24 protein-coding genes are annotated in these 22,849 nt (G+C 53.0%); 18 read left to right on the top strand and 6 right to left on the bottom strand.

Annotation, left to right across the window (positions count from 1 at the left end):
- Window positions 1-3 precede the first annotated feature (3 nt).
- Window positions 4-231, top strand: coding sequence for a hypothetical protein (locus ACN08V_RS08020; RefSeq protein ID WP_419105190.1), 228 nt, complete (start codon window positions 4-6; stop codon window positions 229-231).
- Between the two features lie 109 nt (window positions 232-340).
- Here the strand turns inward: ACN08V_RS08020 and ACN08V_RS08015 are convergent, their stop codons facing one another.
- The 3 genes from ACN08V_RS08015 to ACN08V_RS08005 form a co-directional block, all read right to left on the bottom strand.
- A complete protein-coding gene (locus ACN08V_RS08015; RefSeq protein WP_419098812.1) occupies window positions 341-847 on the bottom strand; it encodes a MarR family winged helix-turn-helix transcriptional regulator in 507 nt (168 codons plus the stop codon).
- Between the two features lie 257 nt (window positions 848-1,104).
- Entirely contained in the window at window positions 1,105-1,956 is an 852-nt protein-coding gene (locus ACN08V_RS08010) for a PRD domain-containing protein (RefSeq protein ID WP_419098813.1), read from the bottom strand.
- Between the two features lie 46 nt (window positions 1,957-2,002).
- Window positions 2,003-2,176: a hypothetical protein gene (locus ACN08V_RS08005; RefSeq protein ID WP_419105189.1), complete on the bottom strand. Its 174-nt coding sequence runs from the start codon at window positions 2,174-2,176 to the stop codon at window positions 2,003-2,005.
- Between ACN08V_RS08005 and brnQ the strand changes: the two genes are divergently transcribed.
- The 7 genes from brnQ (at window position 2,175) to ACN08V_RS07970 (ending at window position 7,498) form a co-directional block, all read left to right on the top strand.
- A complete protein-coding gene (gene brnQ, locus ACN08V_RS08000) occupies window positions 2,175-3,437 on the top strand; it encodes a branched-chain amino acid transport system II carrier protein (RefSeq protein WP_419105188.1) in 1,263 nt (420 codons plus the stop codon). The two genes, ACN08V_RS08005 and brnQ, sit on opposite strands and share 2 nt — an antisense overlap.
- Before the next feature lie 379 nt (window positions 3,438-3,816).
- Complete coding sequence (locus tag ACN08V_RS07995; protein ID WP_419105187.1) at window positions 3,817-4,284, top strand: fluoride efflux transporter FluC; 468 nt, start codon at window positions 3,817-3,819, stop codon at window positions 4,282-4,284.
- Window positions 4,281-4,655, top strand: a complete 375-nt coding sequence (locus ACN08V_RS07990; protein ID WP_419105186.1) for a fluoride efflux transporter FluC — start codon at window positions 4,281-4,283, stop codon at window positions 4,653-4,655. Before ACN08V_RS07995 ends, ACN08V_RS07990 begins: the two co-directional genes overlap by 4 nt.
- 104 nt (window positions 4,656-4,759) lie before the next feature.
- Complete coding sequence (locus ACN08V_RS07985; RefSeq protein ID WP_419105185.1) at window positions 4,760-5,383, top strand: VanZ family protein; 624 nt, start codon at window positions 4,760-4,762, stop codon at window positions 5,381-5,383.
- A 241-nt stretch (window positions 5,384-5,624) separates the two neighbouring features.
- A complete protein-coding gene (locus tag ACN08V_RS07980) occupies window positions 5,625-6,587 on the top strand; it encodes an MIP/aquaporin family protein (RefSeq protein ID WP_419105184.1) in 963 nt (320 codons plus the stop codon).
- A gap of 141 nt (window positions 6,588-6,728) precedes the next feature.
- On the top strand, window positions 6,729-7,232 hold the full coding sequence (locus ACN08V_RS07975; protein ID WP_419105183.1) for a hypothetical protein: 504 nt from the start codon (window positions 6,729-6,731) through the stop codon (window positions 7,230-7,232).
- A 32-nt stretch (window positions 7,233-7,264) separates the two neighbouring features.
- Window positions 7,265-7,498 (top strand): hypothetical protein, encoded by a 234-nt coding sequence (locus tag ACN08V_RS07970; protein WP_419105182.1) that lies wholly within the window; start codon window positions 7,265-7,267, stop codon window positions 7,496-7,498.
- 44 nt (window positions 7,499-7,542) lie between these two features.
- Here the strand turns inward: ACN08V_RS07970 and ACN08V_RS07965 are convergent, their stop codons facing one another.
- Window positions 7,543-8,775 (bottom strand): acetylornithine deacetylase, encoded by a 1,233-nt coding sequence (locus tag ACN08V_RS07965; RefSeq protein WP_419105181.1) that lies wholly within the window; start codon window positions 8,773-8,775, stop codon window positions 7,543-7,545.
- Window positions 8,776-8,999: 224 nt separating this feature from the next.
- Between ACN08V_RS07965 and ACN08V_RS07960 the strand changes: the two genes are divergently transcribed.
- Entirely contained in the window at window positions 9,000-9,521 is a 522-nt protein-coding gene (locus ACN08V_RS07960) for a gluconokinase (protein ID WP_419105180.1), read from the top strand.
- Between the two features lie 42 nt (window positions 9,522-9,563).
- Window positions 9,564-10,970 carry a GntP family permease gene (locus tag ACN08V_RS07955; RefSeq protein WP_419105179.1) on the top strand — a complete coding sequence of 469 codons (1,407 nt, stop codon included), beginning with the start codon at window positions 9,564-9,566 and terminating at the stop codon, window positions 10,968-10,970.
- Between the two features lie 84 nt (window positions 10,971-11,054).
- Here ACN08V_RS07955 and ACN08V_RS07950 read toward each other — a convergent pair whose 3' ends face one another.
- Window positions 11,055-12,719 carry an alpha-keto acid decarboxylase family protein gene (locus ACN08V_RS07950; RefSeq protein ID WP_419105178.1) on the bottom strand — a complete coding sequence of 555 codons (1,665 nt, stop codon included), beginning with the start codon at window positions 12,717-12,719 and terminating at the stop codon, window positions 11,055-11,057.
- A 447-nt stretch (window positions 12,720-13,166) separates the two neighbouring features.
- On the opposite strand from ACN08V_RS07950, the gene ACN08V_RS07945 reads away from it, so the two are divergent.
- The 5 genes from ACN08V_RS07945 (at window position 13,167) to ACN08V_RS07925 (ending at window position 18,500) form a co-directional block, all read left to right on the top strand.
- Entirely contained in the window at window positions 13,167-15,164 is a 1,998-nt protein-coding gene (locus ACN08V_RS07945; RefSeq protein WP_419105177.1) for a DUF6541 family protein, read from the top strand.
- 220 nt (window positions 15,165-15,384) lie between these two features.
- Window positions 15,385-16,119 carry a glycosyltransferase family 2 protein gene (locus ACN08V_RS07940; protein ID WP_419105176.1) on the top strand — a complete coding sequence of 245 codons (735 nt, stop codon included), beginning with the start codon at window positions 15,385-15,387 and terminating at the stop codon, window positions 16,117-16,119.
- A gap of 2 nt (window positions 16,120-16,121) precedes the next feature.
- Window positions 16,122-16,526 (top strand): DUF2304 domain-containing protein, encoded by a 405-nt coding sequence (locus ACN08V_RS07935; RefSeq protein WP_419105175.1) that lies wholly within the window; start codon window positions 16,122-16,124, stop codon window positions 16,524-16,526.
- Window positions 16,527-16,533: 7 nt separating this feature from the next.
- Window positions 16,534-17,637: a glycosyltransferase family 4 protein gene (locus tag ACN08V_RS07930; RefSeq protein WP_419105174.1), complete on the top strand. Its 1,104-nt coding sequence runs from the start codon at window positions 16,534-16,536 to the stop codon at window positions 17,635-17,637.
- Between the two features lie 26 nt (window positions 17,638-17,663).
- Window positions 17,664-18,500: a glycosyltransferase gene (locus tag ACN08V_RS07925; RefSeq protein WP_419105173.1), complete on the top strand. Its 837-nt coding sequence runs from the start codon at window positions 17,664-17,666 to the stop codon at window positions 18,498-18,500.
- A gap of 7 nt (window positions 18,501-18,507) precedes the next feature.
- Here the strand turns inward: ACN08V_RS07925 and ACN08V_RS07920 are convergent, their stop codons facing one another.
- On the bottom strand, window positions 18,508-19,800 hold the full coding sequence (locus tag ACN08V_RS07920) for a hypothetical protein (protein WP_419105172.1): 1,293 nt from the start codon (window positions 19,798-19,800) through the stop codon (window positions 18,508-18,510).
- An 86-nt stretch (window positions 19,801-19,886) separates the two neighbouring features.
- On the opposite strand from ACN08V_RS07920, the gene ACN08V_RS07915 reads away from it, so the two are divergent.
- Genes ACN08V_RS07915 through ACN08V_RS07905 form a run of 3 tightly spaced genes read left to right on the top strand, consistent with a single transcriptional unit; the run spans window position 19,887 to window position 22,785 of the window.
- A complete protein-coding gene (locus tag ACN08V_RS07915; protein WP_419098830.1) occupies window positions 19,887-20,897 on the top strand; it encodes a glycosyltransferase family 2 protein in 1,011 nt (336 codons plus the stop codon).
- A gap of 3 nt (window positions 20,898-20,900) precedes the next feature.
- Window positions 20,901-21,311: a GtrA family protein gene (locus tag ACN08V_RS07910; protein WP_419098831.1), complete on the top strand. Its 411-nt coding sequence runs from the start codon at window positions 20,901-20,903 to the stop codon at window positions 21,309-21,311.
- Complete coding sequence (locus ACN08V_RS07905; RefSeq protein WP_419105171.1) at window positions 21,301-22,785, top strand: hypothetical protein; 1,485 nt, start codon at window positions 21,301-21,303, stop codon at window positions 22,783-22,785. The genes ACN08V_RS07910 and ACN08V_RS07905 overlap by 11 nt, the downstream gene beginning before the upstream one ends.
- Window positions 22,786-22,849 lie beyond the last annotated feature (64 nt).

Raw genomic sequence — 22,849 nt, 5'->3', positions numbered from 1 at the left:
TTCATGGATACAAAATTTCTTTTCTCGCCGGCCTACCTGGTTTCGGTGACAGCTCTCGTTGTGGGAGCTATCCTAAGCGGAACCTCGCTTATGATTATTGGCTGGATTATTTTTATTGTGGGTCTTGCCCTTAACGCTATGGCTCTAGTTGTTCTTGCCAACCGTGAACAGCTCTATAAGGCACAGAGAGTGGGAACAGTACCCAAGGGTAAGGCTGGTAAATCCAGCTAAGTTATACCTGACTGAGGGTGCCAATAGCAGCTTCACATAAGAGAGGGGTTCTACCGTCTTGATGGCTGGTGTGAACCCTTATCTGTAGAAGGTACAAATGACCTATAAGCTATTGCGGGTCCTGAGTTTTGCTCTGTGATGTGATGTTGTTCCGGACAGTTCGCGAAAAAAGTGAAACCGCAAGGGCTATTGAAGGGTCAAGTGCGCTGAAAACTGTGCGCTGTACCTCTCGGGTATATATAGGAGCTGCCTGGCGGTAGACCTGCTGGCCCAAGGGCGTAATTACTATACCTTTACCTCGACGGTCCTGAAGCACAGGCATCTTTGAGACCCACCCTTGCCGCTCAAGAGCTTCAATTTGGTAGGTGAGACGAGAAGCTGAAACGCTGGTAGTTCGCGCAAGATCGCGCATGCGTATAAGCGTTCCTGCGGTGGGAGAGACGCTATTGGCCTCCATGAGAGTTGCCAGAATCTTGTAGTCGGACAGCTTAATTTTTGCTTCTTTTTTGAGGCAACGATCAAGATGGAGATTGAGAGTTGCCAGAGTCTCCGTCAAGTTCCTCCAGAGGCCTTCCTGATCTTTAAGGGAACTAGCTGATGGGGTAGATATGGTCACAAAACCTCCTCGCATAAGTCTTGTGAGAGAGTAGATGCAGGGGCAGCTGGAAAAACCCTACAGGTTTAGCCTAACTCTCGGTTTACCTGTATGGAATACTTGCCTTAAATATTAAGCTACTTTAAGGGAAATATTGGCTTGACCAGCATCTATGTTTATTTTCTGATTCTTTTATGGAGAAGAAAAAATAGACAGATGAACCAGCGTGCATCTTGTTCTCACGCCATGCTGAAAACCCTACCCCTTGCTGGCTTGAGCTATGAGATGCTGTACTGATCCCGGGCAAGACGGGCAATATGAATCGTCAGGTAGGTGAGTTCATCGTCGGTCAGCGGCTGGTTAAGGTGCATTTCTAATACCAGGCGCACCTTGCGGGCACAGGCAAAAGCTCGGGGGTGAGCCTCTCTCATGCTGTCCAAGAGGAGCGGGAGGCTAGGGGAAGAATCCGGTGGCTGGTGCTGAGAGGCTCTCACGAACAAGTATCGAAGATGAGTAACAAAGCGCGCCGCACTCATAAGCGAACGATCAACGGGGCCACCAAAGCCTGCACCAATAACTTCAAAAATCTGGGCAAAAACCTCGGTCATGCGGTAAGTGCTGCCCATGTCCTCAGAAGCGAACTGAGAATTAACCAGGTGCATAGCCAGAGGAATAGACTCAATATCGGGCAGCTCAATGCCCATACGGTCTTTAACCAGCTCAAGGGCACGACGTCCAAATCGGACCTCTTGGGGATAAAGCTGCGACACCTCAACAGCGAGCGGATAATCGACAGTTAGGCCTTCTTTGGCGCGAATAACCGCATAGTTGATATGGTCAGCTACCGGCACAATAAAAGAATGAGAAATGCTGATACCCTCAGCCTTAACTAGAGACTCCAAATCGGTTGTAATACCCAAAATCTCTGATGGTATTTTTGCCAGAGACCATGACAAACTCTCATCAGACATCCCTGATTCAGGAACAAAAGTCTGTTCAATCAAAGTGGGGTCAACCATGTCCCCCTTGCGCTTGCCGAAAGCAAGACCCTTGCCAATAACAACAATCTGCTCACCGGAATAGGTCTGGGTGAGCGCAACATTGTTATTGTAAATACGAGCAATGCGCACACTGACCCCCCATCTTTGTTGCAGAAAGTGCCGTATCCCTATCATTCTACCGGTCTGCGGTGCTGAGGTCCCACTCTTTTGTGGACCTCTTGCCCGAAACTGTATAAGCTATAGCTTTCGCTTTCAACAAGAATTGATAACCGCCAGAAATGAACACTACTTCTCGATCATCATTTTCTCCTGCAGGTGTCTTGGTGACAGCCTTGATGCTGTTTTCCATGTTCTTTGGAGCAGGTAACCTTATTTTCCCCGCAATGCTAGGCGCAGAGGCGGGAACCAACTTTACCCCTGCAATAATTGGATTCCTGACTACTGGTGTGCTGATGCCCATTCTTGCGGTGATTGCTCTTGCTGTGACAGGTCTTGACCTTCATGACCTTGCAAGCCGCGGCGGGCGTATCTTTGCCCTGATCTTCCCACCCCTGGTCTACCTTTCCATTGGTGCTCTCTACGCCCTGCCTCGCACCGGCACCGTAAGTTACGCCATCGCTGTAGAACCTTACTTTGGCGCCCAAGGCATACTACCCACCCTGATTTTCTCCGCGATCTTCTTTGGGATCTCCTATGTGCTGGCCATGAACCCCAGCGGAATTGTTGACGCTCTGGGTAAGTACCTCACCCCAGCACTTGTGGCTTTATTGGTAGCACTCTTTGTGATGGGTCTTTTAACCCTGCGTGAGCCAGCGGCAACTCCCACCGAAGACTACGCCAGCGGCGCCCTTGCTACAGGCTTTGTCAGCGGCTACATGACCATGGACTCCCTAGCTGCCCTTGCTTTCGGGATTATCGTGATTGCCTCCCTACGAGAAAAAGGAATCACAGCCCGCGGTGACCTGCTCCGCGGTGTTGCTCTGGCCGGTATTATCGCGGGTCTACTCCTAGGGCTGGTCTACCTGGGCCTGGGATACATTGGCGGTCATATTAAGGATGGGCAGGGATTCAAGGACGGTGCGGCCCTGCTGACCGAAGCTGCTCACCAGACTATGGGTAGCGCTGGGGCCCTCGTCTTTGGCCTAATTGTACTTCTTGCCTGCCTGACCACCTCTGTTGGGCTTATCGGTGCGACCAGCTCCTTCTTTAACAAGCTGATTCCCGCAGTGTCTTACCGAGCCTGGGCTATCATCTTCACCCTGATTGCCTTTGCCTTGGCTTCCTTTGGCCTCGAAGGGTTGATGAGCTTTGCCATTCCCATCATCACCACCCTGTACCCTCCGGCTCTCACCCTGGTGATTCTTGCGCTGGTAGAAGCAGGTATTAAGGCGCCCTGGATGAACTTTACCCACCGCTTTGCACTGATCATCTCGGTACTGTGGGCGCTGTGCATGACGCTCTCCTCCCAGGGAATTGGGTCTTCGCTCATTGAATCTCTCATCGGCTGGGCACCGGGCCATTCCTACCAGCTCGGTTGGATTGTACCTACCTTGGTTGCGGCTCTGGTTGGTTTTGTTCTCGACACGACGCGGAAACCCCGTAACAGCTAGATTGAGCGCAGTCAGCTGGGACCTGAAAGCATAGAAAAAGGGGGCCTTGCCTCGCACCTTAAGTGCGGGACAAGGCCCCCTTTCTTCTTAATAAAAGAGGCTCGCGCTGAGGGGAACCACAACCATCAACGCGAGCCCGCTCAACGAGTTGCAAGGCTTAACCCTCCAACTCAAACTCAGGAGACCCCGGCAGGGCCACCAAAATCTTCTTCAAAAATAAACAAGTAACAGCTTGCAACAGACTCTACCCGATGGGAGATTGGAAAGAAACAGGTCTTGATGATGGAAATTTAAAGAAGATGATCCAAGGCTTTGAGGGTCAATTTTACTGCCGGTGACCCCTCCTCAGGATGAGCGAGCAAGGTGATAGTCTGGGCGGGTGAAACCTAGCCCCTCAGATGCTTTCCTGGTCTTTTGTGGTGGTGGTGTCGGAGCCATTATCAGGGTGGCTCTTACCGCCCTATTCCCCGATTCTGCAGTAGACCCCCTGACTACCGACCCCCTGAACATGTTCCCGGTAACTATGCTTGCCATCAACTGTGCCGGTGCCCTCATTCTGGGAGTACTGACCGGCTTCTTGAACTCTCGTTCAGGGGGACCCTGGGTAAGGTCAGCACGTCTAACTTTAGGCACCGGTGTGCTGGGTGGATTTACTAGCTACTCATCTTTTGCCTTGGCTCTCGCTCAGCTTGGGGCAGCCGGGCAGTACATAGATGCTCTGATTTATCTGGTGCTCTCACTGTTTGGAGGCTATCTGATGGCTTGGTCAGGGTTACGCTGGGGTAAAGTGCTCGGTGGAAGAGAGTACAAGGAAAACTACTTTCAGAAGGGCAGGGGCCCGCGATGATTGCCTTGCTTATTTTCTGTGCTGGTGGACTTGGAGCGGCCTTACGTTTTGTGGTCGATAGCTATTTTAAGGCTTATCTCTGCACCCGGCTCCCGCTGGGGGTCTTCTTTATTAATGTGACCGGATCCCTGTTCTTAGGCCTGTTGACCGGGGTGATAACCCAGAATCAGGCTTCTGATCTTTCAGAAGGTCTTGGACTGGTCTTGGGCGCTGGTTTTCTTGGCGGCTACACGACTTTTTCTACTGCCCTTCTTGAAGCAGTCACCCACCCCGGTAAGGCTGGACCCTTGATTCTTGTCCTGCTACAAGCTGTGTGCGCAAGCTTGGCAGCTGCCCTGGGGCTTATTGTAGGGGGATCCCTAGCCATTTGAGGGGCAGTTATCAGGTGAAGGCCTAGCCCATGAAGGAAACAATAAAATTGACCTCTTATACAAGGGGTTAGAATAAAGGCCCCCGATTCCTACACCCCTGGACTATGCGCTACTACCTTAACTACTCTCTACCTGTGATTCAGCAGGCTATCTGGCTGTGGTTTATATTGGCTCTTGTTGCTCTTCCCCTGACCTGGTGGGGCAGCCGCCACCTTGCTACCCGTGCCCTCATGCGACGGCTGGGGCGTACCTCAATAGGCCTGTTCTACGCCACCGGGGTGGTCGCCTACACCCTACTTCCGCTGCCGGATCGGGACACCTTTGTCTGCCCGGCGGGGTGGGGCAATACCTACCCCCGCTTCTTCCTGGGATGGAGCCTACAGTTTGCCCTGCGGGAACACGGTAGTCTGCTCGAAGCCCTTTTTTCCACCTATATCCTGCAGATGCTCCTCAACATCTTGCTCTTTATCCCCTTTGGGATCTTTGCCTACCTGTTCTGGAAAGCCCATTTTCGTACCGTACTACTGGCCGCTTTTGGGGTCTCCTTGGTTATTGAGTTGACCCAGCTCACCGGGCTCTGGGGATACTACGGGTGTGCGATCCGCACTTTCGATGCCGAGGACCTTTTCAATAACACCCTGGGTGCTGTGCTGGGCTGGACCTTTGTGGCGGCTTGGCAGTGCCGTGGCTACCTGTTGGAGACACTAAAGCGTCTTTTTGCTCGCTAAATGCGGGAATCTGCGCTTGTGAATCCGGGCTAGATTCTTAGTAGGTGGAAATAAACTATGGGTTTTCAATCACATTATCTTGGGTAAATCGCAGGAAATCGCTTAAGTGTTAGAGCACTTTTACCCCTAAGGTCTTGCCCTAACAAACCCACTCATTCACACTTAAACGCAACTGAAACAATTATTTGGGTGAAGGCACCGGATAGCACCGGCCCCACGCCCCAGACCGTGCGGAGAACCTGTGAATACCATCAGCCCCTACCTCGCTGAATTCCTTGGCACCATGATCATGGTAACCATCGGTTGTGGTGTCATCGCCACCGTAGAGCTACGCCGCTCAAAAGGCCACGGTGACAACTTCTTCACCATCGCTTTCGGCTGGGGCTTCGCAGTAGCATTTGGTGTGTACGCCTCCCACCACTATTCCGGCGGCCACCTGAACCCCGCCGTTTCTATCGGGCTAGCTGCCTACGGCGAATTCGAGTGGGCCAAGGTTCCCGGCTACATCCTGGCCCAGGTGCTGGGTGCCATGGCTGGTGCCTTTATCGTCTTCCTCAACTACCTACCTCACTGGAAAGCCACCGCTGACCGCAAAATCAAGCTGGGTGTCTTCGCCACCGTTCCCGCCATTCACAACTACTTCACCAACGCTCTCTCCGAGATTATCGGTACCTTCATGCTGGTCTTCTCAGCCCTCTATGTGGGCGTGAACTTTAGCCCTGCCCTCGAAGGCTCCGCTCTGACGCTAAACCTCAACGACGTACTCAAGCCCCTTGCCTTCGGCTTCATGGTTACCGTACTGGTCATCGGCCTGGGCGGTCAGACCGGCTACGCACTCAACCCTGCCCGTGACTTGGGCCCCCGCCTCATGCACACCCTGCTCCCTATCCATGGCAAGGGCCGATCACGCTGGTTCTACGCCTGGGTGCCAATCGCTGCACCTATCTCCGGTGGCATAATGGGCGGCTCCTTCTTCAAGCTCTACTACGACGGTCAGTTCTCTATCTTCCAGATCATCTCAACCGTTCTGGTGGTAGCCGTACTTGGGTTTGGGCTATGGGCTAACACCCACATGTACCGCTCCAAGTCTGCTGAAATCCTGCCCCAGGTAGAAGACACCGCCGCAACCGCCGCATCAGCTGCCGCAACCTATGTACCCACCGGCCAGATTCCCGTGGTCGACAAGAAGCACTTCTGGGAGTAAGACCCACATACAGCCCTTTGCGCCTACCCCGTCCACCTCAAGCTCCTGCTTACAGCAAGTTAGCAGGAAATAGACCCGGGGTAGGCACTTTTGTTACGGTGCCTCTAGGCAGACTATCGGCAGGGTATCTACACTGGGCTTATGGTTGCCAGCTATCACTTTGTGCCCTACCCCCTAGCTCCCGGACTGCACCCCGTTCTGGCAGGGATCCTCACGGTTCCTGTCATCGAAACTCACCCCGGGGAACCTGGCACCATCATCTATGTGCAAGGGGAAATTGAACAAGACCCTTACCACCCGCCGGGCCGTTCTGAGATGAGCGTGACCTATAGGCCCGAGACATCTGCCGGCATCACAATTCGGGCTATCTACACGCAGAGAACAAAGACCTGGGATATGAGCCTAGCGACTTCGCCTGTGATGGGGCAGCCCGGCTGTCCTTTGCTCAAAGAGGTGAGCCCTGGGGTCTTTGAAGGCAAACTCCCCGGGGACGACGAAACGGGACGAGAAACCCGGGCGCTGACCGCTTTTATGGGTGCCGTGCGCGCCCTCATCGACAGAGAATGTGGCCCTGATCCTTACCCGGCGGCAGAGATACTCGCACAAACTGCTGGTTTCTCACCCTCAGCTACCTCAACAGGCTGACCCTCTACCTGCGAAGTAACGGTGACTGGGCCATGCTCTGGGAATCACTTGACCGCAGAACACCTTTGCACGAGGAAGTGGGTATAGGGGACCCTGCTACACCCACCGTCTCTTCTCGCTACCAAGAAGCCCCGTACCAGCGGTGGATAGCTCTGGGTAAAGAACTCCAGAGCCGGGTGGCAACCGAGCTAGGAGAGAGCTACACCGTGGAAACCATCTACAGGCTAGACACCGCTGAAGACCTAGGAGACCTGCTCAGTAGGTAATAGCAACTCAACCTTGCAGTTTGGAAGAACCTATTGACAGGTTCTTACTGGGCGCTGGTTGCCCATGCCAAAACCTTCTCCATAAAGCGTTCGCAGGCCTCAATCTGGGCTAGCTCAATCCATTCGTTAGGAGTATGCGCCTGTGCAATATCACCAGGTCCGCACACCACAGCCTGCACACCGCCATAGAGGGCAAACTGGCCAGCTTCGGTACCGTAGGTAACCTTAAGAGCTTCCCGCGACCCCTCACGCCCTGCCCAGTCATTAGCCAGACCAATAATCTCAGCATCACCCGCAGTGCCCAGCGCAGGAACAACAGCCAAAAGCTCGTGCTCAATACCCACCGCCGTCTCAAACTCACCGGCAGAAACACCCGCCAATTTCTCCGCATCACGGGCACGCGACTTAAGGGCTGGTAGCAAATCGTCGGCTATCTTAGCCTCAAGCTGGGCCATCACTTCATCGGTCGTCATCTGAGGTACCGTGCGAAAATCGTACTCCAAGACCACACGCTCACCCACAATGTTGTACTGGATACCCCCACGCGCAAAATTCACTCCGCCAGTGGACGACGGAACAATAAAATCCTCATCAAAGGGGCCGTGCTCCCGCCAGCCTGCCGCTAGCTGCTCAAAGAAAGTAATGAACTCCGCCGCAGGAGCTAGAGCATTAACCCCGTGGGGGGCTAGTGATGCGTGCTTAGCGACACCGGTAAAAGTCACCCGGCCCCGGTGGGCGCCCTTATGGGCCGAAATGACCTGCATCATGGATGGCTCACCGATTACTGCGAAATCGGGTTTTACCCCGCGCTCGCGGAATTCTCGGATCATGGACGGTGCTCCTACACACCCAATTTCTTCATCATAGGAGAAGGCGCAGTGTAGGGGACGGGTGAGCTGGGCTTGGGCGATTCGGGGGAGTAGCCAGAGAATAACCCCGATAAAAGACTTCATATCCGATACTCCCCGGCCATAAAGCTTGCCATCGACTACGCGCGGTGAAAAAGGGGCAGTAACTGTCCAGGCTTGACCCTCAACCGGAACCACATCGGTGTGCCCCGAGAGCACCAATCCGCCACTAGTAGATCCATCGCTGGCCGGAATGGTGACAAAAAGGTTGGTGCGCTGGCCGTCATCGCTGTGTGTGAAATAGGGGGTGAAACCATACTTCTCAAATTCTGCGGAGATGAGGTCGATGACTGCCCGATTACTGGTCTGGCTAATGGATTCGGTGCGAATAAGCTTTTCGATCCAGGGCAGGCTGGCAGGTGTAGACACTGGTGTCCTTTCAGGGGATTAAGCTGATTTCCAGCTTACTCCCGCAGAGGACTCTAAGAGTGAATATGCCAAATAAAGCATGTTATTTCTATTCTCCGATGGAGGAGGATCTAAAAGGATAAGAGAATATACCTGAGGGTGAAAATCCTAGTCCTTGGCTTAGCCTAAGACCTGGTAAAGCAATAAATTAGGGTTCGTGACCCCCTCGGTGCATAATAGGAGGAATGAAAACACATGGCGCGCATCATATTGTGGTGATGGGGGTCAGTGGCACCGGGAAAACCAGTGTCGCCCACGCTCTGCGTGATGAGCTGGGCTGGGAATTCATCGAAGGAGATGACTTGCACCCAGAATCCAACATCCGCAAAATGAGCGCAGGAATACCCCTCAACGACTCTGACCGAGGCCCTTGGCTAGAGAAAATTGCCTCCTGGATTCAGGAAGCAGATAAACGAAAAGCTAAGACCCTGGTCACCTGCTCGGCCCTTAAGCGCGCCTACCGCGATGTACTCCGAGAAGCATCACCGGGACTTGTGTTTCTGCATCTCACCGGCGATAAAGACCTAATCGCTGAGCGCATGAAGAGGCGCACAGGCCACTTTATGCCGCTTTCACTACTTGAGTCACAGCTAGCTACCCTAGAACCCCTCCAAGAGGATGAAAAGGGTGTAGTCGTAGATATCTCAGGGGAGATGCCCCAGGTCCTTGAGAGAGCTTATGCAGCTCTAGGCCTTAGCCTGACCTAGCCCGTAACCATATCATCTTATCCATCAGGAAAGTAGTTCCTCATGCCCCTCCCCGACGACTGGAGTCAGAGCCTGACCGCAGGCCCGCTTCTAGCTATAGCCGCCGGTGCAATTTTGCTCCTGCTACTTCTCATCATCAAACTGAAACTACATGCCTTTCCCTCCCTGATCATTGTCAGCCTCCTGACCGCAGTAGCCACAGGCATACCGATTACCAGTGTTGTACCGGTCATGCTCAGTGGCTTTGGATCTACGCTTGCCTCCGTAGCCCTGCTGGTGGGACTGGGCGCAATGCTGGGTGCTCTGATTCAGTACTCAGGTGGCGCCCAGGTGCTAGCCAATAAGCTGATCACAGTTTTTGGTGAGAAGAGGGCTCCTATTGCCCTTGGCGTCGCTTCAATGCTCTTTGGCTTCCCCATCTTCTTTGATGCCGGGCTGGTTGTCATGCTACCCATCGTCTTCTCAGTAGCTCGCTGGGTCGGAGGTTCCTTGCTCTACTACGGTATTCCCGTTGTAGGTGCCTTCTCGGTCATGCACGTCTTTGTTCCACCCCACCCTGGGCCGGTATCTGCCGCAGCATTCTTTGAAACAAATGTAGGAACCCTACTACTTGTCTCACTCCTGATCGCAGTCCCAACCTGGTACCTGGCAGTCTACCTTTTTAGCAAGCTGGTAGCCCAGAGAATTAACCTACCGGTTCCGGCACTTCTGGGGTACGAAGAAACTCAGGAAAATCCTACCAACCCGCCCTCTTTTGGAACGGTTCTTTTTGTTCTGCTCCTACCTATGGCCCTTATTTTTTTCAATACGGGCCTCAACACCCTTGCCACCGGCGGCGTCCTACCTGAAGGTTCAGCCAACCAAACCTGGTTCCAGGTCCTACGGCTCTTAGGAGAGACTCCCGTTGCCCTGCTCATCACCTGCCTAGTTGCCATGTACCTGCTAGGCTTCAAGCGTCAGGACCAGGCAGCCGGACTACAAAAGATTATGGACGGCGCCCTGCCCGCTGTCTGTTCGGTTATTCTGATTACCGGTGCCGGCGGTATGTTCGGTGGGGTCCTGCGCTCCTCAGGGATTGGTAATGCCCTAGCTGATGTACTGGGTGATTTAGGGGTTCCGCTGATTTTTGCAGGCTTCATGATTGCGGCCATCTTACGTGTAGCTCAAGGCTCAGCCACCGTAGCTCTGACTACCGCTGCTGGCCTGATTGCCCCCGGTGTTCTAGCAGCTAACTACAACTCAATTCAGCTCGCCGCCCTGGTCGTCTCAGTTGCCGCCGGTTCTGTAGTGCTCTCCCACTTCAATGACTCAGGTTTCTGGCTGGTCAGTCGCTTCTTCCGCATGGATGAAAAAACTACGCTCAAAACCTGGACCGTCATGGAAACCCTGATCGGCATAACTGGTTTTGCCGGTGCCCTGGCAGTTTTTGGAGCCGCAAGCCTACTCTAGAGCCTGACTCCCTGAGAAAGGTCAGATGACCTCAGAGACCGCCCCTTCTGTTGAGGGGGCGGCCTCTGAGCTCTCTATGAGTTATTACTTCTTCTTATTGAGCTGGGCAGCCTGTGCACCAAACTTCTCTAGAAGCTCAGGCATGTCCATGGGGGCGGTGACAACCTCCACAAAGACCAGCTTGTCGCGGGTTTCACGAGCAAGGCGGCAGGCCTCGTCAAATTCACGAATAGTGGCGGCTCGAAGAACAACAGTGTTGTCCTCTCTTCCCCCAAAGGCACCGGGAATCTTTGACCAGTCATAGGCCGTGATGTCGTTGTAGGAGGCGGTGACACCGTGGATTGAACGTTCAATGGTGTAGCCATCATTGTTAATCAGGAAGATAACCGGGTTGATCTCTTCACGGATAATTGTGCCAATCTCTTGGATCGTGAGCTGGGCAGAGCCATCGCCCACCATCAGTACACCGCGGGATCCCTGGTCAGCCATAGCCGCTCCCAAGAGAGCCGGAATGGAATAGCCGATCGACCCCCACAGTGGCATGCCAATAAAACGTGAGTCCTTGGGGAACTTGCGGGTCGCCATACCAAAGAAGGAGGTGCCCATATCGACTACCACTGTGTTCTTAGAATCCAGGTTGGAGGAAAGAACCTTCCAGAGGGCGTCCTGGGTGAGTGCCTCATCGGTAATCTGGGGGAGTGGCTCCTGGGTGGTGGTTGCCTCAAAGTCGGTACCACTGAGCCCCAGTTCCAGCGCGACTTCCTTCACGATGGTCAGCGACCTGGCCATGGTCAGTGGCGCATAGTGGCGGCCCGCGATACTGGTGCTCTCAGCCGCAACATTGATTACCCGGCTAAAGTCAATGGAATGCGAATAGATGCCGGTGGTGGTATCGGTAAGCTCTACACCAGCGCAAATAAGAACCTCGGCATCCTCAACTACGGCACGTGTCGGCTCGGCAGAAAGCCCACCCACATAGATACCCGCAAAATTAGGTTCCGTCTCATCGAGAACAGCCTTACCCCACATGAGTGATGCGAAGGGGAAGCCGGTTTCGGTCACCAGGTCCCGCACCTCAGCTACGGCACCTAGCCTCTCGGTCATAATATCGGCAAGTACAGTAACCTTCTTACCCTGCATAAAATCAGCTACTGCCTTGCGGAAAGCCTGTTCAATATCGGGTGAGGAAACCTTGCTGTCTACCTCAAGTGGCTGTGCCGGTGGGGTGGTAGGCATAGTGGATACATCAACAGGGAGCATCAGGTAGCCGGGCTTGCGCTGAATGACGGCGCTTCGGATCACACTGTCAATGTCACTGGCTGCAGTGGCGGGGTGGATAGCGGCTACAGCGGCAGAAACTTCCGAGGCCATACGCATGAAATGCTTAAAATCCCCATCACCTAAGGTGTGGTGCATACGCAGGTGGGAGTTCTGCGCGGCAAGGCTAGGGGCACCCACAATATGGATGACGGGGACGTTTTCTGCGAAAGAACCGGCAGTTGCGTTAATAGCGGACAGTTCACCTACGCCGTAGGTGGTAACTAGCGCACCCAGACCCTTAACACGGGCGTACCCGTCTGCGGCATAGCCAGCGTTCAGTTCGTTGGCGTTGCCCACCCAATATAGCTTCTCATGGGCCAGAACATCGTCCAGGAAAAAGAGGTTAAAGTCCCCCGGGACGCCAAAGACCTTATCGACCCCTAGCTCAGCCAAGCGATCGAGAATATAGCGGCCTACGGTATAAGTCATCGTCGACTCCTTCTCTAGTACATCATGCAGGTTATTAGCACCTGCCACAGTCATCTAACAGTTTAATCGCTCCTGCAAGACCCCCCGAGCCGGTTTGCGCTTACTCTTGGTCTGAGGGTGCACAAATGGGTGTTTAATAGAAGATCCGCCTGTATGTGAGGGGCTCTAGGGGGGGCTTATGCGGTGATTGTTGCGGTTTCGGTAAGAAGGGGATGAGAGCAAGGTCCTGAGGTGTAGCGGGTACGGAAGAAAGATAGTGTGCAGGAGACTAGCCCGCCCTAGCTCTGAGCTTGCCCGGTACTTGCCGTGATTTCTGCAGGTTTAAGCCCGGGATTAACAAGGCTCAAGAATAATATGTCTAAAATAGGAGATACTTTTGATCCGAACCCATAGAGCTCATGGGTTGAGTTATACCGGATATTTTATCCCCGAAAGGTAGTGGGACTGGTGAGCTGGTCTGTTCTTGTGCTTCCGGTTGTTATCTGTGTGGCGCTTCTTGTTCTACCGGGGCTATTCCTTGTCCTAGCGACAGGCCAGAAGGGGCTAGATGCCCTAGCCCTCTCCCTGCCTGTATCGGTGGCCACTATTGGGCTAAGCGCCATAGTTGCACCCCTGTTGGGGATCAGGTGGTCTATAGCTGTTCCCTGCCTGAGCGGGCTCATATTAGCCCTCCTTACCTACCCGCTGATGCGGTTGCTGCAGAGATATAGGTGGTGGGATACCCCCCTGCCCCTCACGGCGGGTAGCCCATCCACACTGAGCCAGTCACAATGGTGGGGGCCTCAAAGTATTTATTCTGTCCTAGGATTTTTTCTAGGGGTTGCCCTCCTGGGCCGCGGTATCCTGGGTGCTCTCGGTAGCCCAGATGCTATTGGGCAGTCCTTTGATGAGCTCTTTCATCTTAATGCGGTCCGGTATATCGCTGAAGAGGGCAATGCCTCGTCCTTCTTTGTCGGGACCATGACTATTGATGCCGACTCATCCTTTTACCCGGCTGCCTGGCATGCTATCCCTGCCTTGGCCCTTGGAGCGGCTCAAGATTCTGTTCGGGTGGCAGTCAATAGCATGGCTTTAACGGTTGGTGCTTTTGTCTGGCCTATCAGTACTCTCTACATGGTGCGCCATATCCTGAGGAATAACCCGGTATCGCTGGTGGGAACAGGGGCTATTTCGGCATCTTTTATAGCCTTCCCTTTTCTTCTCATGCGCTGGGGGATTCTCTATCCCAATAGTTTGGGAATTGCGCTTATTCCTGTGGGTATCGGTCTAGCTGCCCAGATTTTTAGACTTGCGCATTTGAGGACCCTAGCTAGTGTTCAGGGAATTTTCCTGGGAATTTTCGTTTGCCTGGGCATAGGCTTAGCCCACCCTAACGCGGCACTTACTTTGCTGGTTCTTTGCCTACCTATGGTTGTGGTTCGCATGTATCTACAGGTGCGCGCTGCCTTCAGAGGGCAGCTGGGTTGGCTACCTACCAGCTTCCAGCTGCTGGCGCTCTTTTCCTGCATCCTGGTCTTAGGTGTGCTGTGGGTACTGGTGCGCCCAGATATTGAGGCCGGACGTCACTGGGTACCTGAACTAACAGCCTCGCAGGCTGTGGGGGAGGGCCTGGTCAACGGAGTCATGAATACCGGTGCCCTCTGGGCTGTCAGCCTTTTGATGATTGTCGGTATATTTGTAACGGTTGCCCAAAGGGATAAAAAACTGTGGATTCTGGGTAGCTGGCTAGTAGCTATGTTTTTTCTGGTAGCTATCCGGCACCTAGATTACGATGAAGGCCGGTACGAAATTACCGGTGTCTGGTACCAGGATGCCTACAGGGTTGCTGCTTTTACACCCGTTGTAGCCCTACCCTTGGCCGCCTGTGGCTTATCTGCAATGAGTCAGAAATTGGTTGATTCTTTCTCCCCAATCCTACGGGGGCGGGTGAAGGAAGGAGTTCTATGGGCCGCTCTTATCTTGGTCTTTCTGGCTCCCCTCACCTACTGGACCCAGAATGCAGTAGGTTATACAGAATATCTTCAGAAACTTAAGAAGTACTATACGGTGACCGACTCGAGTTACCGGGTCTCCAATGACGAAATCGCTCTCTTACAAGAAATCAAGGGGATTTTGCCCCCAGGGTCCACCATTGTGGTGAATCCAGAGGATGGAGGGGCCTATGCTTATGCCATATCTGGCTATGAGGTCACCTCTAAGCATATACTTGCGGATGTTACGGAGGATGAGAGGACGCTTAAGCTCCATTTTGATGAGGCGGCTACCGACCCTGACGTCTGCCCAGCCATGCGCCGGGAAAACGCCTTCTACGCCTTGGATTTCACACCTCCTCCTGGTCAACAAAAGGCAAGTGGCTTCGACCGCCTGGGGGAGGACCTCCCCGGCTACACTCAGATTGACCGTGTGGGGGATGTCGGTTTATACCGGGCTGACCTCTGCATGTAGCCGCCGAGCTAGGGTTTTTGAGGTTGCCCCAAAAGAGGTAGGCTAAACCTTTGCGCACATCCTGCGCAGAAAGTGTCCTAGGCTGGGTGGTTGAGAGACTCAGCTTGGTTTAGGGCCTACCGGCGGTGGACTGGGGAAGGGACTCGGCCGGACTATAATTGAGGCTAAGTGCCACAAACAAGGCCCTAATTGATATTTTTGTGAGGAGAGCTCCACGCCCATGCCTGCGGAACCCCTAAGAGGTAGTCTGAGTACCCTCATTATTATGCCCGCCTGGAATGAGCAAGACGTTATTGGTCGAACTATTGCAGAGCTCTACGCCGTAAAACCGCAGGCTGATCTTTTGGTTGTTAACGATGGTTCAACAGATAGAACAGCTCAGGTAGCCCGGGAGGCCGGCGCCCTGGTGCTGGACCTGCCCTATAACATGGGAGTGGGAGGTGCTATGCGTGCAGGTTACCGTTACGCCCAGCGGATGGGCTATGACGTTGCCCTGCAAATGGACTCTGATGGCCAGCACCCCCCAGAGTACATCGACACTCTAGTAGAAGCCCTTGAGGGAGCGGATATAGTTATTGGATCGCGTTTTGCTGGGTCAGATAGTTACAGTGTGCAGGGTCCTCGTAAATGGGCCATGCACCTGCTGTCCTTTCTTTTCACGCAGATATCGGGTGAGAAATTTACGGACGTCACCAGCGGTTTTCGTGCCGTGAATAAAAGGGGAATTGACCAGTATTGCGACTTCTTCCCAGCGGAATATTTGGGTGACACCATTGACTCCACAGTTATGGCCATACGAGCTGGCTGTAAAGTGATTCAAGTCCCAGTTGAGATGCGAGAACGTCAAGGAGGCAAACCCTCATCCGGACCTCTTAAATCAGCTGTGTATCTGATGCGCTCTTTTTTCGCCTTTGGTATATCCATGACCCGTAAAAAAACAGAAAGCGGGAAGTAGTCGTGCCATCTAACATATTTTTTCTGATCCTGGCCATTCTCATATTCGCTATGGTCTTTGCCCAAGTCCGCAATCAAAAGATGAAGGAAAAGTACGCTGCGCTGTGGCTGCTGGTCTCGGCAACCATCATTATCTTAGCTATCTTCCCGCACCTTTTGGGGGCCCTGGCACAGTTAACCGGGGTTGTTATGCCTGTTAATTTGCTCTTTATGTTAGCGATTATCATGCTCATAGGGGTCTGCTTACACCTAACATTAGACCTATCTCGTTTGGGGGAAGACACCAGAAGGCTGGCCGAAGAGGTAGCAATCTTACGGTCCCAGCTGGAAAAGCCAGATCATAGATCGGGTCCAGCTGCTATCTTGAAGGACCAGCCAAGCCAGGCAGCAAACCATAAGAGGAAATAGCTAGGGTATGAATATTGCTTTTGTCATTAATAATTATCCTCCCAAGGTGGGCGGGCTAGAACAGCATGTCTCTGCCCTAGCCGCTGAACTTAAAGACTTAGGCCACCAGGTGACGGTACTTACTTTAGGAGCCAAATCCCACTTCGCGGTAGAGGAAGGTATCAGGGTTTACCGGCTCAAAGAGTATCTTACCGTGGATGGAATTTTAGGTTTTCCCTCACCACTGGGAATCCTGAAAATTGCCCGTCTGCTCAAAAGCGAAAAAATAGATATCATCTCGGTTCACACTAGGTTTTTTAGTATGAGCTGGATAGGAGCCGCCTTAGGGAAAATCCTGGGAATCCCCGTTCTGCATACTGAACACGGTTCAGGTTTTGTAGCTTCGGAAAAAGCTTTAATTCGCACTGCCAGCCGACTCGTTGATCGGACCTTGGGTGTTTTGACCCTGCGAGCGGCTTCACGGGTTATTGGGGTGTCAGAACCCTCCTGTGATTTTATTAAAAGACTTGCCGGGGTGGAGGCTGAAGTTTTCTATAACGTTTCTCCACTTCCTGCCCTAGCCCCTGAAGATGTAACTTTTGATCGTAAAAAGTTGGTCTTTCTGGCCCGGCTTGTGGAGGTTAAGGGTTGGAGAACCTTCCTCGAGGCGGTTGAGCTCCTAGCAGCTGATGACCCGGGGATCAGAGCTCTTGTTTTAGGGGCGGGTCCCGACCTTGAAAAGGCTCGTACTTATGCTAGTGAGCTGGGTATAGCTGACCGCGTAGATTTTAAGGGGTTTGTGGATCATTCCACGGTAGCCCGGGAGCTGGCCGGTGCTACCTTGGTCAACCCGACTGTTGCCGCTGAGGGCTTCCAGACCACCATTATTGATGCATACGTTTCACAGGCTGCCATTGTTACCTACGATGTTTCTAGCGCCCGCGTACTTCAGGAATCCGGTGTTCGAATTCGCATCGTGACTGACCGCGGGGCAGAAGAGCTGGCAGCTGCTATTGCCGCACAAATCGCAGAGCACGACGCTCAACCCCGCCCCATTCAGAGCCTAGAGCAGTGGGGGTGGCCTAGCCAGGCTAAAAAATACGAAAATATCCTCACAAGCTTAGTGAAATAGTCACCTCTGATAAGGAGTGGTTGCCTATGAAACCCGTGCCTGAACTTTCCGTAGTGATTCGAGGCGGCGATATTAATGACTGGCTATGCAAAACAGTTGAGTCTACCCTCAACAGTCAGGGCCTTAACCTTGAAATTATTTTGGTCCTCAATAGCCCAGATGTCCCATTAAAGGGCGAAGCCCTTGAGTCTCAGGAAAGAGCCTACAGCTGGCTTCAGGACCCACGACTGACTGTGCTTAGGTACGACCGCTACATCGGTGTTTCAAACGCTATGAGAGTTGGTTGTGAAAATGCTCGGGCGGATTTCATCGCTAACGTGGATGGCGATGATCTGGTGGATTCAACCAAATTCCGCACCCAACTGGACTATCTGGCTACCCATCCTCAGTGTGTTCTTGTGGGTACCGGTGGACGCCTAATCGACGGTACCGGTCAGGTTACCGGCCATTTTAAAATCCCTCTCGGTGATGATGTGCGCCGAAGTATGCTTCTGCTGAACCCCATACCTCACTCTTCTATCGTTATGCGCGCCCAGGCCTACAAGGAGGTCGGCGGATACCGTCAGGACCTGGAACAGTTCGAGGACTATGATCTCTTCTTGCGGCTAGCCAGATTAGGCGCTGTAGCCACTCTGCCTGGGCCTGGTATCAGCTACCGTGTGCACTCGGAAAATATCAGTAAGGGTGCAGGTTCCCGGGGTAGACATATCAAGGTAGTGGCTCAGGGACGCCGTCAGCTGGCTAAGGTGCTGGGTGTTCCACAGTTCCTTGCTCTGCCCCAGCACTTTATCTGGCGAGCTGTTCAGTTTATCCGGGTAGCTGGCCTTATCCGACCTTTGCACGAGTACTTTAAATTTTTGTAGGTAAGGTCTACTGCCTAGAACGGAAGAGGGCCTGCATTCCAGCAAGATGCACCGCTGCACCTACCAGCGGGCTAGATATGAGGGCAAGCAAGGTTCTGGCCTCTAGCCCCAAAGGGAAGATGAGGCAGACCAAAGCGGTGAGAAGGGTGGCGACCCACCCGAGCAGGTAAATACGGTGTGCCCCCATAGCCAGGGCCGCCGTCCCTGAGAGGGTAGTAAGAGCTAACAGGGCTGCTGCGAAGGTTAAGGCGGCCAAGAAGGGGCCAGTCAGTTGCCCAGCGTACTGTGTATAAATCAGATCGAAGAGCAAGGGGCCGATGAGCCAGGCCGCTAAGGCACCCACCACTCCCAGGCCGACTAAGCCCGCTAGGGGTTTAGCTAAAATCCTTGCGGGGCTTTGACTTTGGGTGATGAAGTAGGAGACCGCCACACCCTGAAAAGCCTGAAGAGGGAGCATAATGGGGGCTCTAGTGATGGATATACCCAGAATGATTGCCGCCATCAGGGTAGCTTCTTTTGCTGAGCTGGTGGAACTGGTGGCTTCAAGAAATACGGGGAAGCCCGTAGACATGGCGGCCATAGCCAGAGCCGTTCCCACCGCCAGCATCATGCTGATATAGGTAGTCCTTAGGTTACCGCTCAGGCGAATCGTGAGTGTGGAGCGAATCTGCGGTGAGAAAAGGATAAAGAAGATCCACAAAAAAGCGGTAGCTAAAAAGGACAGCTGGAAGCCTAGCGGACCTGCTCCGGTCACCGATGCAAGGTAGGTACACAGCAAACAGAAGATACCGCCGGTAGCGATCAGAAGAGCATATTCGGTCCAGGCTCGGATCCCAGCGGCTGCACCGATAAAGTAAACGTGGCAGGCGTAAACGGTGGTGGTCAAGGCGATCAGGAGGGCTGATCGAAGGTCCTTAGCCGGAAGCACCGTCCCTAACCATACGGGAGTGAGGGCGAGGAAAACCAGGGAGCAGGTGACACCAACGAGCACTGCAGCTAGAAGGGGGTTATAGGTTGGTGAGCTACTGGAGTGCTGGTTTTTGAGACCTGTCCCAGCCCGGTCTTGCTGGGCAAGCCCCAGGAGCCTGGCTGATTCCTGTTGGACACCCAGAAGTGTTGCAAAGACAAGGGAGGTAAGGGACCAGAAAACGAGGAAGTCCTTGCCCTCCTGAGGTCCCAGGGAGCGGGTTGCAAGCCAGGTGACAATAAAAGTGGAGACGGCGCTAATAACTGATGAGCCGGTGATAAAAAGAGACTGCCCCTTGCTGATGACAGGTTGCTTGGATAAATCCTGCTTCACGAGCCCTCCAGTTTGATTCCTCATAGCCTTTAGTCCCTCTAGTCTAGTGGTGGTGAGGCTGTCGCCCGGTGCCGTATCATGGTTCTGTGACCAATCCTTCCTCCCCCAAGCCTGACCAAGGTGCAGCCGTCCTGTCGGTAGTGGTTCCTGCTTACAACGAAAGCGAAGGTATCAGAACATTCCATGAGATGCTACTGATACCGGCGCTTGACGAGATGCGCGAGGAGCTGAGCCGATTGGGGCAGGTCCCCTATGAAGTGGTTTACGTGAATGATGGTAGCTCTGACAGTACATTAGCTGAACTCCACGCTCTCGCAGACGAAAAAGAGAACATAAGGGTCGTTAACCTCTCGCGTAATTTTGGTAAAGAAATTGCCACAACTGCTGGTATTGAAGCAGCTACCGGTCAGGCTGTGGTGATGATGGACGCAGACGGACAGCACCCGCCTGCCTATCTACCAGAGTTCATAAGGCTCTGGCAGGGTGGGGCCCAGGTCGTTGTAGGGGTTCGCTCTAACGATGCTGGCGGCTTCTTTAAAACCCAAGGTTCCCGCTACTTTTACCGCATCCTCAACTCAATTTCTGATAGCCAAACTGTGCCTCGGTCTACTGACTATCGCCTACTTGATCGGGGTGTGGTCGATGAGTTCCTCCGCCTAGGTGAGCGTAAACGCATCACTCGGGGGCTCATTGATTGGCTAGGTTTTAGGCGAGAGTACATTGAGTTTGAGGCTCCAGAGCGTCTGGCCGGCGAAGCCACCTATGATATGCGCAAACTGGTAGGTCTTGCACTTAATAGCTTTACCACGATGAGCATTAAACCGCTCTTTATTTTTGGCTATCTAGGGGTCATGATTACCCTGGTAGCATTCATCACCGGTATTTCCATTATCGTGCAACAGTTTATGATGGGTGACCCGCTGGGGTGGGACATTACTGGGTCAGCTATGGTGGGCATCCTGGTGGCCTTTCTCGTAGGTATCTTGTTGATAGCTCAGGGGATTCTCGCGGTGTATATGTCACATATCTACGTGCAGGCTCAAGGGCGGCCTCTCTATGTGGTTGATCGTTCCTCATCACGCAATCTGGCAAGGTAAACCATGCTCGGTTTAATCCGTAAAAATCAGACCTTGGTGCGTTACGTTCTAGTGGGCGGAGTCGGCGTACTATTTGAGCTTGCGGTCATCTTCGTGATGATCCGGGTATTCACTGCAAGTGATAGTCTCGCGGTCACCGCGAGCTACTGGCTCGGCGTTATTTTCTCTTTCTTACTGCAGAAATTTTTTGCGTTTGAGAATAAGGACGTTCGTGCTAAAACCGTGAGCTACCAAACCGCTGCGTTTGCAGTTCTGCTTGGGTTTAATTACCTCTTTACCTTGGTTTTTGTGCATTTTACGGCCGAGTTTTTAGGGATCTATCTTTCCCGTATGGTTGCACTAGCCATTACAACCGGCTGGAACTTCTTTGTCTATAAATTAATTATCTTTAGAAAGCCAAGCCATGTCTCATAGCTCTCATACCCGCGCTGTAACTAGTAGGCTTTCAAGGGTAGCGGCTACGATACTTGCCACTGCCGCTCTTGTGGCGTTTGGAACCTTTACCTACTTTGCCACTCAGGCAAGTATCATTGCCGATGACTTTAGCTACTTTCATGCCTATGAGCAGGCGGGTAATCCTATAAGTTATGTCACCCACCACTATATGACCCATAATGGGCGGTTGGGGCAGGCCGCCTTCTTTGCCTTTGCCTACGCAGTCTTTGGTCAGGCCTCCTTGCAGATTGTGCCTGTTTTTATGCTGGTCATGATCGTTTCTTTGGTGGCTTATATGGTGCGCCGTCTAGTGGCGCTGACTGTGGCGCCGCTAGTTGTCTCCTATAGCGTAGCTGCCCTCTTCACCGTAGGCGCTTTGATACTCACCCCGAGTATGTTTGATTCCTTCCTCTGGCTTACCTCAAGCACCGTATATCTGGGTGGCCTTACCTTTACACTGTTGGCCTTTTCTCTGGCGCTGTCGATGAGTTTCAAAGACGTGCGGCTACCGGGTATTTTAGTGTTGTTCCTGGTGACGCTGTGGGCGGGTATGTTCACTGAGCCCCTAACTGTCTGCACCGGTCTTACCGGGTTTGTCATACTCTTGAGTGGAGTTTTTACGGGTAAGGGCGCCATGCGCCGTCTTGGCCTTCCCCTGTGGCTGGGCTCAATTGTAGCCTTTGCGCTCATTTATTTTTCCCCGGGTACAGCAGCTCGCCGTGAGTACTATGGGACTGATATTTCTATTGGAGAGATTCTTAAGAGTCTCCCCGCGAACTTCCGCCTCTTCACAGAGCACTCGCAAGAGTGGGGGTATCTACTTGTTGTGGCCGCAGCTTTAGCTGTTTATGGTTTTGCTTCAACCCAGTGGCACGAAAACCTCAAGTTCAGAAAACTACTAATGGTTACCGTACTGGTATTCCTCATTTATTTTGTGGGCCAAATTTTTATTGCTCGAACAGGTAGCCCCGAGATTGCACTAAGAACCTTCACAAACCCCACTTTCGCTCTAGCAAGCTGCTGTGCCCTGGTTGTACTTGCGCTGGTTCGACTCCTAGCACCTCGGAAGGAACAACAATCGGTGGTGCTGGTGTTGCCTTGCATTCTTCTGGGCCTTTCATTAATTTCGGCGGTGACGTATGTTCAAACTGTCTCTCAGGCACTTACCATGCGCGCTACTCAACTTGAGGTACGCGCTCAATCTGTAGCCGACCAACTGGCATCTGGAGACGCCCATTCGCCGGTTGAGCTAAAGCCACTCAATACTCCCTTGGTGAGTGAGGCTGTTGATCTTAACTACAGCGATGTGCCCCAGATTGAATGGGTCCTTGATGCGATTAGCACCTGGTACGGGGTAGAAACTGAGCGGGTAGTCATTGGACAGGAGCCGCAAGGCTACTGCCTGCCTGCAAGCCCTATCGTCAAGTCGTGGATGACATGCAATATGCCTTAGGGGTCCGTGAATACTATTTTTGCAACGGCTAATAGCGGGGTGTGATAGGATTCCTCAGTTATTG

The organism is Rothia sp. P5766 (assembly GCF_048513555.1).
Taxonomy (GTDB): Bacteria; Actinomycetota; Actinomycetes; order Actinomycetales; family Micrococcaceae; genus Rothia.
This window is presented reverse-complemented; position numbering and strand designations above follow the sequence as displayed.

Bases quoted from the DNA above. Each gene is read 5' to 3' on its own strand.
- ACN08V_RS07985 (WP_419105185.1), top strand. From the start codon at position 4,760: ATGCGCTACTACCTTAACTACTCTCTACCTGTGATTCAGCAGGCTATC.
- ACN08V_RS07950 (WP_419105178.1), bottom strand. From the start codon at position 12,719: ATGACTTATACCGTAGGCCGCTATATTCTCGATCGCTTGGCTGAGCTA.
- ACN08V_RS07905 (WP_419105171.1), top strand. From the start codon at position 21,301: ATGTCTCATAGCTCTCATACCCGCGCTGTAACTAGTAGGCTTTCAAGG.
- ACN08V_RS08020 (WP_419105190.1), top strand. From the start codon at position 4: ATGGATACAAAATTTCTTTTCTCGCCGGCCTACCTGGTTTCGGTGACA.
- ACN08V_RS07990 (WP_419105186.1), top strand. From the start codon at position 4,281: ATGATTGCCTTGCTTATTTTCTGTGCTGGTGGACTTGGAGCGGCCTTA.
- ACN08V_RS07925 (WP_419105173.1), top strand. From the start codon at position 17,664: ATGAAACCCGTGCCTGAACTTTCCGTAGTGATTCGAGGCGGCGATATT.
- ACN08V_RS07930 (WP_419105174.1), top strand. From the start codon at position 16,534: ATGAATATTGCTTTTGTCATTAATAATTATCCTCCCAAGGTGGGCGGG.
- ACN08V_RS08005 (WP_419105189.1), bottom strand. From the start codon at position 2,176: ATGGAAAACAGCATCAAGGCTGTCACCAAGACACCTGCAGGAGAAAAT.
- ACN08V_RS07975 (WP_419105183.1), top strand. From the start codon at position 6,729: ATGGTTGCCAGCTATCACTTTGTGCCCTACCCCCTAGCTCCCGGACTG.
- ACN08V_RS07970 (WP_419105182.1), top strand. From the start codon at position 7,265: ATGCTCTGGGAATCACTTGACCGCAGAACACCTTTGCACGAGGAAGTG.
- ACN08V_RS07910 (WP_419098831.1), top strand. From the start codon at position 20,901: ATGCTCGGTTTAATCCGTAAAAATCAGACCTTGGTGCGTTACGTTCTA.
- ACN08V_RS07960 (WP_419105180.1), top strand. From the start codon at position 9,000: ATGAAAACACATGGCGCGCATCATATTGTGGTGATGGGGGTCAGTGGC.
- brnQ (WP_419105188.1), top strand. From the start codon at position 2,175: ATGTTCTTTGGAGCAGGTAACCTTATTTTCCCCGCAATGCTAGGCGCA.
- ACN08V_RS07955 (WP_419105179.1), top strand. From the start codon at position 9,564: ATGCCCCTCCCCGACGACTGGAGTCAGAGCCTGACCGCAGGCCCGCTT.
- ACN08V_RS07940 (WP_419105176.1), top strand. From the start codon at position 15,385: ATGCCTGCGGAACCCCTAAGAGGTAGTCTGAGTACCCTCATTATTATG.